This window comes from Corallococcus sp. CA053C, assembly GCF_003611675.1.
Lineage (GTDB): Bacteria > Myxococcota > Myxococcia > Myxococcales > Myxococcaceae > Corallococcus.
In genome coordinates, this window is sequence record NZ_RAWA01000234.1 from 1 (window position 1) to 15,178 (window position 15,178).

General features: G+C 71.8%; 14 protein-coding genes. 3 read left to right on the forward strand and 11 right to left on the reverse strand.

Annotated features, from left to right (window positions below):
- A partial coding sequence (locus D7V97_RS26665; protein WP_120613456.1) for a hypothetical protein occupies positions 1 to 570 on the reverse strand: 570 nt, incomplete at its 3' end.
- Between the two features lie 177 nt (positions 571 to 747).
- On the opposite strand from D7V97_RS26665, the gene D7V97_RS26670 reads away from it, so the two are divergent.
- On the forward strand, positions 748 to 2,400 hold the full coding sequence (locus D7V97_RS26670; protein ID WP_120613457.1) for a formate--tetrahydrofolate ligase: 1,653 nt from the start codon (positions 748 to 750) through the stop codon (positions 2,398 to 2,400).
- Positions 2,401 to 2,487: 87 nt separating this feature from the next.
- Here D7V97_RS26670 and D7V97_RS46660 read toward each other — a convergent pair whose 3' ends face one another.
- From D7V97_RS46660 to D7V97_RS26695, 5 genes are all read right to left on the reverse strand, one after another.
- A complete protein-coding gene (locus tag D7V97_RS46660) occupies positions 2,488 to 4,080 on the reverse strand; it encodes a methyl-accepting chemotaxis protein (protein ID WP_120613458.1) in 1,593 nt (530 codons plus the stop codon).
- 376 nt (positions 4,081 to 4,456) lie between these two features.
- Positions 4,457 to 4,960 carry a PTS sugar transporter subunit IIA gene (locus D7V97_RS26680; protein ID WP_120613459.1) on the reverse strand — a complete coding sequence of 168 codons (504 nt, stop codon included), beginning with the start codon at positions 4,958 to 4,960 and terminating at the stop codon, positions 4,457 to 4,459.
- 74 nt (positions 4,961 to 5,034) lie between these two features.
- A complete protein-coding gene (locus D7V97_RS26685) occupies positions 5,035 to 5,376 on the reverse strand; it encodes a hypothetical protein (protein ID WP_147444989.1) in 342 nt (113 codons plus the stop codon).
- Positions 5,377 to 5,559: 183 nt separating this feature from the next.
- Positions 5,560 to 5,898 carry a hypothetical protein gene (locus tag D7V97_RS26690; protein ID WP_147444990.1) on the reverse strand — a complete coding sequence of 113 codons (339 nt, stop codon included), beginning with the start codon at positions 5,896 to 5,898 and terminating at the stop codon, positions 5,560 to 5,562.
- A 40-nt stretch (positions 5,899 to 5,938) separates the two neighbouring features.
- Positions 5,939 to 6,352, reverse strand: a complete 414-nt coding sequence (locus D7V97_RS26695; protein ID WP_233583235.1) for a hypothetical protein — start codon at positions 6,350 to 6,352, stop codon at positions 5,939 to 5,941.
- A 193-nt stretch (positions 6,353 to 6,545) separates the two neighbouring features.
- Between D7V97_RS26695 and D7V97_RS26700 the strand changes: the two genes are divergently transcribed.
- Together D7V97_RS26700 and D7V97_RS26705 are read left to right on the forward strand one after the other, a co-directional pair.
- Positions 6,546 to 7,895: a sigma-54 dependent transcriptional regulator gene (locus D7V97_RS26700; protein WP_199728944.1), complete on the forward strand. Its 1,350-nt coding sequence runs from the start codon at positions 6,546 to 6,548 to the stop codon at positions 7,893 to 7,895.
- Between the two features lie 128 nt (positions 7,896 to 8,023).
- Positions 8,024 to 8,488: a hemerythrin domain-containing protein gene (locus D7V97_RS26705; RefSeq protein ID WP_120613464.1), complete on the forward strand. Its 465-nt coding sequence runs from the start codon at positions 8,024 to 8,026 to the stop codon at positions 8,486 to 8,488.
- Positions 8,489 to 8,503: 15 nt separating this feature from the next.
- Here the strand turns inward: D7V97_RS26705 and D7V97_RS26710 are convergent, their stop codons facing one another.
- The 5 genes from D7V97_RS26710 to kdpA form a co-directional block, all read right to left on the reverse strand.
- Positions 8,504 to 10,339: an ATP-binding protein gene (locus tag D7V97_RS26710; RefSeq protein WP_120613465.1), complete on the reverse strand. Its 1,836-nt coding sequence runs from the start codon at positions 10,337 to 10,339 to the stop codon at positions 8,504 to 8,506.
- Complete coding sequence (locus D7V97_RS26715) at positions 10,336 to 11,508, reverse strand: sensor protein KdpD (RefSeq protein WP_120613466.1); 1,173 nt, start codon at positions 11,506 to 11,508, stop codon at positions 10,336 to 10,338. The genes D7V97_RS26710 and D7V97_RS26715 overlap by 4 nt, the downstream gene beginning before the upstream one ends.
- A 13-nt stretch (positions 11,509 to 11,521) precedes the next feature.
- On the reverse strand, positions 11,522 to 12,136 hold the full coding sequence (gene kdpC, locus D7V97_RS26720; protein WP_120613467.1) for a potassium-transporting ATPase subunit KdpC: 615 nt from the start codon (positions 12,134 to 12,136) through the stop codon (positions 11,522 to 11,524).
- A gap of 21 nt (positions 12,137 to 12,157) precedes the next feature.
- Positions 12,158 to 14,218: a potassium-transporting ATPase subunit KdpB gene (kdpB, locus tag D7V97_RS26725; protein WP_120613468.1), complete on the reverse strand. Its 2,061-nt coding sequence runs from the start codon at positions 14,216 to 14,218 to the stop codon at positions 12,158 to 12,160.
- A gap of 2 nt (positions 14,219 to 14,220) precedes the next feature.
- On the reverse strand, positions 14,221 to 15,178 hold a 958-nt coding region (gene kdpA, locus D7V97_RS26730), incomplete at its 5' end, for a potassium-transporting ATPase subunit KdpA (protein ID WP_120613469.1).

A 15,178-nucleotide genomic window follows, 5' to 3' on the forward strand; every position in this document is an offset into this window, starting at 1 on the left:
GTTCAGGCCCGCCATCAACTCCTGGCGCTTCGTGTCCTCGGCCTTGAGCTGCTTCGTCAGCTCCTGCTCCTGGCTGTAGCTGAGCTTCGCGTCGGAGATGAACGTCTTGAGGCGCTCGCTGCGCTCCGCCTCCGCCTGCGACCGCATCTGGTCGATCTGCTGCTGCCACTGCTGGCGCTGCTCGGTGCGCTGCTCGTCCTGCACCGTGCGCAGCATCTCCTTCAGCGTCGCCTTGCCGCTGTCGGTGCTCAGCGCCTCGCCCACCATCACGCCGCGCACCTCCTCGCGCAGCTTCGCCACCTCCGCCTCCAGACCCGCGGGCGCGGGGCCGGCACCGGCCGGGGCCGTTCCGGGCTGCTGCTCGAAGGCCATCAGCCGCCGCGACAGCAGCTGCACCGTCTCCTCCAGGGCCTTCACGCGCGTCTGGAGCGCCCGGACGTCCGCCGACGCGTCCTGCGCGTGGGGCGCCGCTTCCGCCGCCGGAGCCTCCGTCCGGCCGGGCCCCCACAGGGCCACGCCGAGCGCCACCGAAGCCAACCCCACCGATGCGATGCCGAGAATGCGATTCATGATGCTCTCCCTGACGAAAGCCCCGGCCGCCTATTCCACCGCGCTCCCGGGCTGCGTCCTTCGCCGCCATCCTCCCACCCGCACGCCCCCCGGGGAACCGTCCTCGCCCGTGCGCCTGCCTGCCCTGCGTGTCACCAGCGTTGACCTCGCCGGGCGGGACGCGGAGAGTCCCGCGCCATGACGCTCCGTCCCATTGTCGAAGTCGGCGCCGAGCTGGGCCTCGCGCCGGAAGACGTCCTCCCCTGGGGCCGCGACCGCGCCAAGGTGTCCCTGGACGCCCTGGGCCGCAGCTCGCGCCAGGGCCGCATGGTCCTGGTCTCCGCCATCAACCCCACGCCCCCGGGCGAGGGCAAGACGACCATGTCCGTGGCGCTCGCCATGGGCCTGCGCCAGCGGGGCCGCAAGGCGGTGGCCGCCCTGCGCGAGCCGTCCCTGGGCCCCGTCTTCGGGGTGAAGGGCGGCGGCACCGGCGGCGGCGTGGCCAGCCTGGAGCCCGCGGCGGACATCAACCTGCACTTCACCGGCGACCTGCACGCCATCACCAGCGCCCACAACCTGCTGTCCGCGCTGGTGGACAACGCCGTGTACTACGGCCACCCGGTGGTGCTGGAGGGCACCAAGGTGCGCTGGCGCCGCGCCATGGACATGAACGACCGGTTCCTGCGCAACGTCATCGTGGGGCTGGGCGGCAAGGCGCACGGCGTGCCGCGCGAGACGTCCTTCGACATCACCGCCGCCAGCGAGGTGATGGCCATCCTCGCCCTGTCGGAGAACCTCCAGGACCTGGAGGCGCGGCTGGGGCGCATCGTCGTGGGGCAGGCGCCGGACGGCTCGCCCGTGCGCGCGAAGGACGTGAACGCGGCGGCGTCCATGGTGGCCCTGCTCAAGGACGCGCTGATGCCCAACCTCGCCCAGACGCGCGAGGGCGGTCCGGCCATCGTCCACGCGGGGCCCTTCGGCAACATCGCGCACGGCTGCTCCTCCGTGGTGGGCACGCGCCTGGCGCTGGCGTACGCGGACGAGGTCGTGACGGAAGCCGGCTTCGGCTTCGACCTGGGCGCGGAGAAGTTCCTGGACATCAAGTGCCGCGGCGCGGGCGTGTGGCCCCGGGGCGTGATGCTGGTGGTGACGCTGCGCGCGCTCAAGCACCACGGCGGAGCGGCGGCCGCGCAGGTGGCGGAGCCGGACCGCGAAGCACTGCTGCGCGGCTTCGACCACCTGGAGAAGCACCTGGAGTCGGTGGCCGCGTTCGGCCTGCCGGCGGTGCTGTGCGTGAACCGCTTCCCGCAGGACCCGGCGTCGGAGCTGGACGAGCTGCGCGCGTTCGCGAAGGCGCGGGGCGTGGGCATCGCGGTGTGCGACGGCTTCACGAAGGGCGGCGAGGGTTCGCTGGAGCTGGCGGACACGGTGCTCGCCATGCTGGACGCGACGGACGCGGCGCCGCCCAAGCCGCGCTTCCTGTACTCGCTGGACCAGACGCCGGAGGAGAAGATCCGCGCCATCGCGCGCACGGTGTACGGCGCGGACGACGTGGCCTTCACGCCCGGGGCGCGCAAGGACCTGGAGACGGCGCGCGCGCTGGGCGGCGCGGGGCTGCCGGTGTGCATGGCGAAGACGCACCTGTCGCTGTCGGATGATCCGACGAAGACGGGCCGGCCCCGGGGCTTCACGTTGACGGTGCGCGAGGTGCGCCTGTCCGCGGGCGCGGGCTTCCTGGTGGCGCTCACCGGCGAGCTGCTCACCATGCCGGGCCTGCCCCGCGAGCCCGCCGCGAGGCGCGTCACCGTCCACCCGGATGGCCGCATCACCGGCCTGATGCAGGGCGAGTAGGCTGCCCCCAAGGGCCTCAAAGACCCCAAAGACAACGGGCCGCCCCGGTGATCCGGGACGGCCCGCGGGTGTCACGCGCCGGAAGCGCTAGACGCGGAACGAGGTGGACAGCTCCTGGAGCTTGCCCAGCGAGGCGTTGATCTGCCCCACCGCCTCTTCGGCGTTGCTGGTGGCCATCACCACGTCGCTCATCATCTCCGACAGCTGCGTCACCACTTCCGTCATCTGCGTGATGCCCGCGTTCTGCTGGGTGACGGAGGCGACGATCTGCCGCGCCGCCTGGCTGCTCTCCTGCACCACCTGGGTGATGTCCTTGAGCGTCGTCGCCGAGGCGAGCACCTGTTCGATGCCCTCCTCCATCTTCTGGCTGTCCCCCTCCGCGATGCCCACCGTCTGGCGGATCGCCTGGTTGATCTCCAGGAGGATCTTCCCGATGCGCTGCGTGCTCAAGAGCGACTGCCCGCTGAGCGCCCGCATCTCCTTGGCCACCACCGCGAAGCCCCGGCCCTCTTCGCCGGCCCGCGCCGCCTCGATGGCCGCGTTCAGCGCCAGCACGTTGGACTGATCCGCCAGGTCCTTCACGCTGCCGATGATCTCACCCGCGTGCACGGCCTGCTCGGACAGGTGCCCGATGCTGCCCACGAGCGCGCCCACCCGCTGGCGGATCTGCTGCAGCCCTTCCGCGCTCCGCTCGATGGAGACCTGCCCGGACGAGCTGAACGCGTCCGCCTGCGCCGCGACCTTCAGCACCATCTCCGCGCGGCTGGCCGCCATGCCCGACGTCTGGGCGATCTCCGCGATGGTGGAGCTGGCCTCCGTGAGGCTGCGCGACTGGTTGGTCAGGAAGTTGAGCTGCTCGTGGCTCGCCGCGTTCAGCCGCGACGCCGCCGCCGTCAGCTCCGTCACCACCGAGTGCAGCGTGCCCGGCACCGAGCGCAGCCGCAGCTGCAGCGTCTGGATGCTGCGTGCCAGCTCGCCCACCTCATCCTGGGAGCTCGTGTCGATGGACTGCGTCAGGTCACCATCGCGAGCAATGCGCGTCGCCGTCTCCGTCAGCCGCGCCAGGGGCTGCGTCACTTCCCGCAGCAGCCACACCGTCAGCGCCGCGAGCGCCGCCATGCAGGCCACCGACAGCAGCAGCACCCACGTCAGCGTGGTGCCGTGCAGCGACGACACCTCCATGAAGGCCTCGCGCTGCGCGGCTTCCTGCTGCGCGGTCACCGCCTCCAGCCCGTCGTGCACCGTCTTGTGCGGCGCCGCCAGCTTCGCGAGCGCCGCCTCCGCCGCCGCGTCGTTGCGGGCCGCCAGCGCCACCACGCGCGACGCCTCCTGCCAGTAGGTCGTGAAGGCCGCGTCCACCGCCTCCACCGCGGAGCGGTCCACGTCCGGCAGGGCGCTCAGGGCCTTGAGCCCGGAGCGCAGCTCCGTGACCTGCGCCTCCAGCGAATGCTGCTGCACCGCGTGCAACGCCACCGCGTCGCCCACGTCCTGGTGCAGCGCCGCGAAGCCCGCGCGCGCCGTCTGCGCCAGGCTCACCGACGGGGCCAGGCTCGCGCCGATGCGCTCCGACACGCCCCGCGTGCGCGCGCCCAGCACCACCGTCACCGTCACGATGGCCACCAGGAACACCGCGGCCACCACCGGCAGCACCATCATCTTCTGCTTGAGCCTCACCGCCATCGCACACCCCCTCGCAACCCCACGTCACACATCCCGATGAAGCGCGGTCGGGGAGCCCCACGGGGCCTGCTGCGCCAAGTCATTGTCGCTCATCCTTCCGCGGCCCGCATGGGCCCCCCCGGCGGTCGAGGCTCCACCGAGGCCCGTAGGATAGACAACACCTCTCCCCCCGACTCAAGCCCGCGACCCTTGAAATATCCAGGAAACGGGTCTGACCTGCCCCCAAGGGTCGGGGGGGACACCCAACCCTGTCAGGTGGGACCTGCCGCGCAGGACGCCTCACGTCTGACGTAGGGGCCCGGCGCACATGGCGGCGCGATCATCCCAGCGGCCCGGCCAGGAGGCTCCGGGTGCTGGAAGACCGTGGGTCGGACGCTCAGCCGCGAAGGCCGGCGCGGCGCGGAGGGTCCACCGGGTGGGGGTGGAGGGAGGCCTCGGCCTGGGCCAGGAGGGTGTGCGCCTCCGCCGCGGTCATGGTCCGCAGCAGCGCGTCCCGCAGCGGCGCGGTGTGCAGCAACGCCGCGATGCGCGACAGCACGTTGAGGTGCAGGCCCGCGGTGTCGGGCGGGGCCACCATGCCGACGAAGATGCGCACCAGGCCGTCCTCGGGCTCGCCGAAGGCCAGGCCGCCGCGGTGCAATCCCAGGCAGGTGACGATGCCCCGCGCGCCCTCCACCCGGCAGTGGGGGATGGCCACGCCCCCTTCCATCACCGTGCTGCCCAGACGCTCGCGCGCCCGCAGGTGTTCGGCGATCACCGGCTGCGTCACGCCCGCCTCTGGCGCCAGCAGTCCCGCCAGCTCCCAGAGCAGCGAGTCGCCGTCGCGCGCCTGCAGCGCCGGGCGGATCGCCTCCACCGCCAGGAAATCCATCCATCGCATGGTCCTGCCTCCCGGCCCGCTCGGCCGCTGATGCCTCCGAAGTCTCCCGCCCGCGCCCTGCGCCGTGGTTCGCCTCAGAGGGCGACGGCGACGCGCTCGCGGCCCACCATCACGATGCACGCGGCGAGCACACGCGCGCTGAACCGGTCGCGCTCGCTGTCCTCGAACGCCTGCGCGAGCAGCTCCGGGTCATCGTCCAGGAACAGCGTGGAGCCCACGCGCTCGAAGACGTGCGCCAGCAGGCTGCGGCAGCAGTCGCACCGCCACGCCCGCTCCAGCGCCTGACCCGCGCGGCGGCGGGCGTCCACCAGTCCCTCGGCCCCCAGCATGCGCACCGCCTTGAGCGAACCCTCGCCCCGGGCCCCGATGCCGCGACCCGTGGAGCACCACGTCTTCAAGATGGCGACCATCCCCATGACTTTCACTCCTGGATGCCGGAGTTCTTCCACCCGGACACCCCACTCCAAAGCATCGCGCGTGCCGGCCGGGATGCGGTCCATCCCCGCGTTCTTCCTGGCCCTTTCCCACCCCGCCCCTCGGGGGGATTTCATCCTGCGGGGTGACGCCTTGCAGGATGCGGTGGGCCGCCCGTCGCGTCCTCAGCGCCAGGGGATGAGCCGCGCGCGGCACGCGTCGTCACACTCCGGAAAGAGCAACAGGAAGCGCGCCTGCTCGCGGCAGCGCCGGGTGAAGCCGGAAGCCTCCTTCTCTTCACACAGCGAATGGAAGCTGTCCCAGGTCTGCTGGAAGAGGGCCGCGCGGTCCGTGGGCGTCAGGCCCTGCACGCCGTGCCGGTCGGAGCACGTGCTGACGAGCGCCACCGCCGCCAGCGTCCACAACAGCAGCCAGCCGGGCAGCTCTCGCCACCAGGGTCGGGCAAGGCCGCCGTTCACGGACGCCCTGCGGGGAGACGACGGAAGCAGTGGAGGCGAAGACATGCCTCCACTCCAGGGCAAGGCGCATGCCAGGGTTCTCGGTTCAGCGCGTGGGACGCTTGAGGAAGGGCTGCGCCTCCTGCTTGCAGGCGTCGTCGCACTCGGGGAAGCGGACGAGGAAGTCCGCGTGCTGCGCGCACCGCTTGGGAAAGCGCGTGGTGCCGCCATCGGGCAACAGGCACAGCTCCTGGAACTCGTCGCGCGTCTCCTGGAACAGGGCCTGCCGCTGCGAGGGCGACATGGCGTTCAGCGCGCGGTTCTCACCGCCTTGCAGCCACAGGAAGACGCCCAGAAGCACCATCAGGACGATGCCGATCCACGTGCCCCGGCGCACCCAGCGGCCCGGCGGCGTCGCCAGCTCCTTCGCGAAGATATTGTCCTCGCCCCCTTCTTCACCCGGTGGCGTCCCGTCGTTGCGCATGGGCTCCATTCCATCCACGGCACGTGCCAGCCGCACGGCCGCTCCGCAGCAGACACCAGCTGGCGCGGGGTTGCACCCTGCAAGCGTCATCCGGGCAGGACCTTGCACGATGCAGGACGTCCCCGGGCCTTTTGCGCGCCCGGCACCCGACGAACGCGCCCGGCACCCGGCGTGCTCTTAGACTTGCCCCATGGAAGTCCGTGCCGGGCCAGAAGCGATGGAGCGCCCCATGCGGGTGCTCGTGGTGGACGACGAGCGCAACATCCGCCACACCCTGAGGGTGTGCCTGGAGGGCTTCGGGTGCGAGGTGCGCGAGGCCGCGACGCCAGAGGCCGCTCTGGCCGCGCTCGCCCAGGGGCCGGCGGACCTGGCGTTCGTGGACCTGCGCCTGGGCAACGCCTCCGGCCTGGAGCTGCTGCCGCGCCTGCTCGCGGACTCGCCCGCGCTGGACGTCGTCCTCATCACCGCCTACGCGACGTTCGACACCGCCGTGGAGGCCGTGAAGCGCGGCGCGCGCGACTACCTGCCCAAGCCCTTCACCCCCGCGCAGATCCGCCACGTGCTGGACCGCTCGAAGGCACAGCGCGAGCTGTCCTCGCACCTGGGGGACCTCGAAGGGCAGCTCGCGCAGGCCGTGCCGGAGGCCACGCTGGAGACAGCGTCGCCGGCGATGCACTCGGTCATCGGCTTCATCACCCGCGCGGCCACGTCCGACGCGGCGGTGCTGCTGCGCGGCGAGAGCGGCACGGGCAAGGGCGTGCTCGCCCGCGCGCTGCATTCGATGAGCGCCCGGCGCAAGCGGCCCTTCGTCACCATCAACTGCCCCACCCTGTCCGAACAACTCCTGGCAAGCGAGCTGTTCGGCCACGCGCGCGGGGCCTTCACGGGCGCGGTGAAGGATCAGCCGGGGCGCGTGGAGCAGGCGGAAGGCGGGACGCTGTTCCTGGACGAGGTGGCGGAGATGAGCCCGTCCCTCCAGGCGCAGCTGTTGCGCTTCCTCCAGGAGAAGCAGTTCGAGCGGCTGGGCGAAGGCCGCACGCGCAAGGCGGACGTGCGCGTGGTGGCCGCCACGCACCGCGACCTGGAGAAGGACGTGGCGGACGGCCGCTTCCGCGAGGACCTGATGTACCGGTTGAACGTCCTGGAGGTGAAGCTCCCCGCCCTGCGCGAGCGGCCGGAGGACCTGCTGCCGCTGGCCCGGCGCTTCGTCGCCTTCTTCGCGAGGGCCGCGCAGCGTCCGGCCCCGGAGCTGTCGCCCGCCACGGAGGCGATGCTGCGCGCCTACCCCTGGCCGGGCAACGTGCGCGAGCTGCGCAACGCCCTGGAGCGCGCGCTCATCGTGGGGCCCGCGGGCGTCGTGGAGCCGCAGGCCTTCCCGGAGCGCATCGCCTCCGTGGTGGGCCCTGGCGTGAGCCTGGGCGGGCCGCACACGCTCGAAGACGTCGAGCGCGAACACATCCTGCGCGTCATGGCCTCCACGCCCACGCTGGAGGAGGCGGCCCGGCTGCTCGGCATCGACGCGTCCACGCTGTGGCGCAAGCGCAAGAAGTACGAGTCGGACGCGAAGCCGGAGCCGTGAGGCCGCCAGCCCGACCCTGGAGGACGGGGCGCTCAGGGGCGCGGCCCCCGGGCGAGGATTGCACCCGCACGTGCGCATGAGGACCCTGCGGAAGGGCCGCCACTCCGGGGGCCCTGGCAGGGGGGCGCATGGACGTCATCGACTTGCTCATCCAGCAGCACCGCGACGTCGAGGCCCTCTTCGAGGCCTACCGCGCCGCACCGGACGACGAGCGGCCGGAGCTGTGCGTGCGACTGGCCGAGGCACTCACGCTGCACAGCACCATCGAGGAGCGCTGGGTGTATCCGCTCGCACGGAGCGTCATCCATGGCCCGCGCATCGACTTCGCGGTGGAGGAGCACGGTGAGATGACCCAGCTGATCTCCGAGCTGCTGCACGTCCGCTGGGAGCAGCGCCGCAGGGAGGCCACGGTGCGGCAACTGGAAGCGGTGGCGGCGCACCACCTCGCGGAGGAGGAGCGGGACGTGTATCCCCGTCTCCGGAAGATGGAGGCCAGCGCGTTCGGCCTGTCCAGCACGGAGCTGGACCGCTCCGCTTCCGACGCGCGCCGGGAAGCGCTGCGCCAGTTGGCCGTGTCCGCACCGCCGCCGTGACGCGAGGGGCGTCGGTCAGTCCCCAGCGGGCCTCGGCAGCGTGAACCAGAAGGTGCTGCCCTGGCCGGGGGCGCTCACCACGCCCAGCTCACCGCCGTGCGCCTGGACGATGTCGCGCGCGATGGACAACCCCAGGCCCGCACCGCCCGCGGGGGCCCCGGGTGCGCGGTAGAACTTCTCGAAGATGCGCGCCTGCTCCTGGACGGGGATGCCCTCGCCGGTGTCGCGCACCTCGAAGCGCACGAGGGCGCCGTCGCGCAGCACGCGCACCGCCACCTCTCCATCCCGGGGCGTGTGCTTCACGCCGTTGCCCACGAGGTTGCCCAGCACCAGCTGCAGCCGGTCCGGATCCACGCGCACCGTCTCCACGTCCGGAGACAGGGAATGGGACAGCCTCACGCCCCGGTCCTCCGCCACCGTGCGCTGGGCGTCCAGCGCGTGCTCCAGCAGTTCCTCCGTGCGCACCTCGCGCAGGTCCAACTGGAGCTGGCCGGACTGGATGCGCGACAGGTCCAGCAGGTCGTCCACGATGCCCTGCAATCGCTCGCAGTCCTCGCGCGCCGCGAAGAGCAGGTCCGCCTGCTTCTCCGTCACCGGGCCCACGACGCCCTCGGCCACCAGGTGGATGGCCATGCGCAGGGACGTCAGCGGCGTGCGGAATTCGTGCGCCACCGTGGCCACCAGGTCGTTCTTCAATTCGTCGAAGCGCCGCAGCCGCGTCACGTCCTGGAGGATGAGCGTGGCGCCCACGACCTCTCCCGTCTCACCATGCACCGGGCTGCCGCGCGGCAGGAGCCACCGGCCGCCCTCCGGGGACGCCTCCACGCGCACCGCTTCCTCGTAACCCCGGGGCTGGTATGCACCCCGTCCGCCCACGACGTGCGCACGCACGCGCTCCAGCACCGCGCGCACCTCTGGCTCCACGCGGCCCAGCGCGTCGCCGCCGGCGTCCAGCTTGAGCCGCAGCACCGCTTCCGCCGCGGCGTTCACGTTGAGCAGCCCGCCGTCCGCGCCCAGCACCAGCACCGGGTCCGGCAGGCTGTCGATGGCCGCCTGGGACACCGCCTGCGCCTGGAGCAATTCGCCCAGGCTGCTGCGCCGGTACTGCCCCAGCCGCTCCGCCATGGTGTTGAAGTCCCGGGCGAGCTGGGCAATCTCATCCCGTCCCTCCACCACCGCGCGGGCCTCGACGTCGCCCTGCCCCAGCCGGCGCACCGCCTGCGACAGCACCGACACCGGCCGCAGCGCCCGCTGCACCAGCGACGTGGTGAAGAACAGGCCGAAGCCCAGCGCCGCCACCACCGCCAGCACCATCAGCGTGTTCACCTGTCCGCTCTGCTGGCGCAGCCGGTCGCTCTTGTGCACCATCGCGTCCTGGTTGAGCGCGAGGATGGCGGACGCGGCCGCCTTCGCATCCTGGAAGGCCGGTGAGAGGGATTGGAAGTAGCGCGCGCGGGACGCCTCCGCGTCGCGCTCCTGGAGGAACGCGTCGAACGCGGACTGGTAGCGCGTCCACGCGACGTGCAGCCGCTGCGTCGCCTCCGCCTCGCCGGGCTCGGTGATGTTGCCCAGCTGGGTGGCGAGCTCCGACTCCAGCGTGGGGCGCTGCGCGGCCTGCTGGGCCGCACCCCGCTCGCGCTCGCCCGCGACGATGAACAGGGCCGCGCTGTCCATGCGCTCCAGGTGTTCGGTGATGCGCTGGGTGGCGAGCACGCTGCGGTAGTTGTCCTCCAGCACCTGCTGGCCGGAGCGGCCCACGCGCGCCAGGGTGATGACGGCCATCGTGCCCAGCAGCAGGAGCGCCAGCACCAGCGGCGCCTGGGCCACGAGCAGGCGGGAGCGCAGCGTCATGGGCGCTTCTCCTCGTGCGGGGCTTCGAAGGACACGACGTGGATGTCGAAGCCGTCCCCCTCGCGCAGCAGGCGCGCGTCCGCGGTGAGGCCCAGCCGCTGGCGCCACTTCGCCTGGGTCGAGCGGCCGATGATGATGTGGCCCACGCCGTGCGAGCGGCCGAAGTCGAGCAGCGCCGCCACCGGGTCCTTCGCGCGCAGGCGCACCACCTCCGCGCCCAGCTCCTTTGCCTTCTCGATGTTCGTCAGCAGGTGGCGCTGGGCCTCCGCGTCGATGAGGTGCGGCGCTTCACCCGGCGTCTCCACGTACACCACGAACCAGTCCGTGTTGAGGCGGCCCGCCATGCGCGAACCCCGGCGCAGCAGCGTCGCCGCGCGGGGCGGCTGGCTGGACAGGGCCACCAGCACGCGGCCCCAGGCGCCTCCGGCTCCCTTCTGGGACGGGTCCTCGCCCGCGCGGGCCTGCTTGCCGGTGGTGGCACGGTCCAGGCTCTCCGCCACCTCGCGCAGCGCCAGCTCACGCAGGGTGGAGAGGTTGTCGCCGGTGAAGAAGCGCTCCAGGGCATGCGGCACCTTGTCGGGCGCATAGATTTTTCCCGCCTTGAGCCGCTCGTGCAGGTCCTCCACCGCGAGGTCCAGGTTCACCACCTGGTCGGCGTTCTTGAGGAAGCTGTCGGGCAGGGTCTCCCGGACGGTGACGCCGGTGTTGCGCTCCACCAGGTCGTTGAGGCTCTCCAGGTGCTGCACGTTGAAGGCGCCAATGACGTTGATGCCCGCGGCCAGCAGCTCCTGCACGTCTTGATAGCGCTTGCGGTTGCGGCACACGGGCAGGTTGGTGTGGGCCAGCTCGTCCACGACGGCCACCTGCGGCCTGCGCGCGAGGACGGCGTCCAGGTCCATCTCCTCCACCGTGACGTCGCGGTAGGTGCTGCGCTGGCGGGGCACGAGCTCCAGCCCCGCCACCAGCGCCTCCGTCTCCGGCCGGCCATGCGTCTCGATGAAGCCCAGCACCACGTCCACGCCGCGCAGCTTGAGCGCGTGCGCCTCCTCCAGCATGCGGAACGTCTTGCCCACGCCGGCCGCGAAGCCGATGTAGAGCTTCAGCCGGCCCCGCCGGCCGCGCTCCACCAGCTCCAGGAAGTCTTCCGCGCGAGGGCGCCGCGTCGTCATGCCAGGGTCTTCCTCAGGGGCCCGCGGCTTCCGCCGCGGAGGGGGGAACGGGTCCGCCGAACTGTCGGTCCATCGCGAGGTTCAACGTGAGCACGTTCACCCGGGGTTCGCCCAGCACGCCAAACGTCCTGCCTTCCACCTGCGATGCCACCAGGGTGCGCACACGCGCCGGGTCCACCCCGCGCGCCCGCGCCACGCGAGGAACCTGCCACAGCGCGGACTCCGGCGACACGTGCGGATCCAATCCGGACGCGGACGCCGTCACCAGCTCGCCCGGCACGGGACCGGGGGCCTCGGGGTTCTCGCGGCGCAGCCGGTCCGCGTCCGCCACCGCGCGGTCCCGGAGCTTCTGGGAGGTGGGCCCCAGGTTGCTGCCGCTGGATGCCGCCGCGTCGTAGCCCGCGCCGGCGGCGGAGGGGCGCGGCTGGAAGTAGCCGGGCCTCGTGAAGCCCTGGCCGATGAGCGTGCTGCCCACCTCGCGGCCCTGGTCGTCCTTCGCGAGCGACCCGTTGGCTTCGTGGGGGAACAGCACCTGCGCCACGCCGGTGACGACCAGCGGGTACATCACGCCCGTGAGGACCAGCGTGACGACGCTGGCGCGCAGGGCGGTGAGGAGAGTGGAAACCATGGTGTGCCAATTCCTTTCAGGTCAGGCCAGGCCCACGGTGGTGAGCAGCACGTCGATGACCTTGATGCCCACGAACGGGACGATGACGCCGCCCACCCCGTAGAGGAGCAGGCTGCGACGCAGGAGCGCCGCCGCGCCCAGCGGGCGGTAGCGCACGCCCTTCAGCGCCAGCGGGATGAGCGCCACGATGATGAGCGCGTTGAAGATGACGGCGGACAGGATGGCGCTGAACGGTGACGTCAGCCCCATCACGTTGAGCGGGGCAATCTGAGGGAAGACGCCCATGAACAGCGCCGGCAGGATGGCGAAGTACTTGGCCACGTCGTTCGCGATGGAGAACGTCGTCAGCGTGCCGCGCGTCATCAGCAGCTGCTTGCCCACCTCCACCACCTCCAGGAGCTTGGTGGGGTTGGAGTCCAGGTCCACCATGTTGCCGGCCTCCTTGGCGGCCTGGGTGCCGGTGTTCATCGCCACGCCCACGTCCGCCTGGGCCAGCGCGGGCGCGTCGTTGGTGCCGTCGCCCGTCATCGCCACGAGCTTGCCCTTGCCTTGCTCCGCGCGGATCAGCGCCAGCTTCGCCTCCGGGGTCGCCTCCGCCAGGAAGTCGTCCACGCCGGCCTCGCGGGCGATGGCGGCGGCGGTGCGCGGGTTGTCACCCGTGATCATCACGGTGCGGATACCCATGGCGCGGAAGCGGTCGAACCGCTCCTTGATGCCGCCCTTCACCACGTCCTTCAGGTGGATGATGCCCAGCACCCGGGCGCCGTCGGCCACGGCCAGCGGCGTGCCGCCCGCGTCGCCGATGCGGCCCGACGCCTGGGCCAGCTCCTCCGGCACGGCGCCGCCCAGCTCCTTCACGTGGCGCACGAGGGCGTCCACCGCGCCCTTGCGGATGCTGCGCGGGTGCGGATCCACCAGGTCGCAGCCGCTCATGCGCGTCTGCGCGGTGAAGGGCACGAAGGTGGCCTGGTGCGCGCGCAGCTCCCTCGGACGCATCTTGTAGGTGTCCTTCACCAGCGTGACGACGGAGCGGCCCTCGGGCGTTTCATCCGCGAGGCTCGCGAGCTGCGCGGCCTCCGCCAGCTCCTCCATGCGCACGCCGGGCATCGGGAGCAGCTCCGTGGCCATGCGGTTGCCCAGGGTGATGGTGCCCGTCTTGTCGAGCAGCAACGTGTCCACGTCCCCCGCCGCCTCCACCGCGCGGCCACTGAGCGCGAGCACGTTCTTGCGCAGCAGCCGGTCCATGCCCGCGATGCCAATGGCGCTCAGCAGCCCGCCGATGGTCGTGGGGATGAGGCACACGAGCAGCGCCACCACCGCCGTGCCGGACAGCGGTACGCCGGAGTAGAGCGCCAGCGGCACCAGCGTCACGCACGCCAGCAGGAACACCAGCGTCAGGCCCACCAGCAGGATGTGCAGGGCGATTTCGTTGGGCGTCTTCTGCCGGGCCGCGCCCTCCACCAGTCCAATCATCCGGTCGAGGAACGACTCGCCCGGGTCCACGCTGATGCGGATGACGATGCGGTCGGACAGCACCTTGGTGCCGCCCGTCACGGCGGAGCGGTCGCCACCGGACTCGCGGATGACGGGGGCGGACTCGCCGGTGACGGCGGACTCGTCCACGCTGGCGATGCCCTCCACCACGTCGCCGTCGCCGGGGATGACGTCGCCCACCTCGCACACCACGCGATCGCCCTTGCGCAAGGCAGGCGCGCCCACGCGCTCCTCGCTTCCGTCGTCCTTCAGCCGGCGGGCCTGGGTGTCCTGACGCATCCGGCGCAGGGCGCTCGCCTGGGCCTTGCCGCGACCTTCCGCCACGGCTTCGGCGAAGTTGGCGAAGAGGACGGTGAACCACAGCCACAACATCACCGACACGGTGAACCACAGCGGGGCGCCGTCGCCCCGGGGCGACACCGCGTCCTTGAAGACGAACACGGTGGTGAGGAGGCTGCCGGCCCAGACCACGAACATCACCGGGTTGCGGGCCACGTCGCGCGGGTGGAGCTTCTTGAAGCTCTCCCACACGGCGGGCTTGAGCAGCGTCGGGTCCAGCAGCGACGCCTGCCTGGAAGCGGGGGCCATGGTCAGTACACCTTTCCGGCCGCGCCGAGGAAGTGCTCGACGATGGGACCGAGTGACAGCGCGGGGAAGAACGTCAGCGCGCCCACGATGAGGACGACGCTCACAAGCAGGCCCGTGAAGAGGACGCCTTCAGTGGGGAAGGTGCCGGGCCCGGGGGCCACGACCTTCTTGCCCACGAGCGAACCCGCCAGCGCCAGCACCGGCACCATCATCAGGAAACGGCCCGCGAGCATCGACATGCCCAGGCTGACGTTCCAGAACGGGGTGTTGGCGTTGAGGCCAGCGAAGGCGCTGCCGTTGTTGGCGACGCCGCTGGTGAACGCATACAGGATTTCCGACAGGCCGTGCGGCCCGGCGTTGTTGAGGGACGACGTCCCCTGCGGGAGCACGACGCCCACCGCGGACAGGCCCAGGATGACCAGCGGGAAGATGAGCACGTACAGCATCGCGAGCTTCATCTCGCGCGCCTCGATCTTCTTGCCCAGGAACTCCGGCGTGCGGCCCACCATCAGGCCGGCGATGAACACCGCGAGCACCGCCATCACGAGGATGCCGTACAGGCCGGCCCCCACGCCCCCGAAGATGACCTCGCCGAGCTGCATGTTGACGAGCGGCACCAGCCCGCCCAGCGCGGTGAAGCTGTCGTGCATGGCATTGACCGCGCCGCACGACGCGTCGGTGGTGACGGTGGCGAACAGCGCGGAGGCCGCGACGCCGAATCTCGCCTCCTTGCCCTCCAGGTTCCCGTCCTGGACGACCTGGGCGGACGCGAGGGCGGGGTTGGACTGGGATTCGGCGGCGTAGCTTGCGGCGGCGCCCCCGAGGAAGAGGACGGACATGGCGGCGAAGAGGACCCAGCCCTGCTTCGTGTCGCCGGTCATCTTCCCGTAGGTGTGCGTGAGGCCCGCGGGGAGGAGGAAGATGAGCAGCAATTGCACCAGGTTGGTGAGGGGCGTGGGG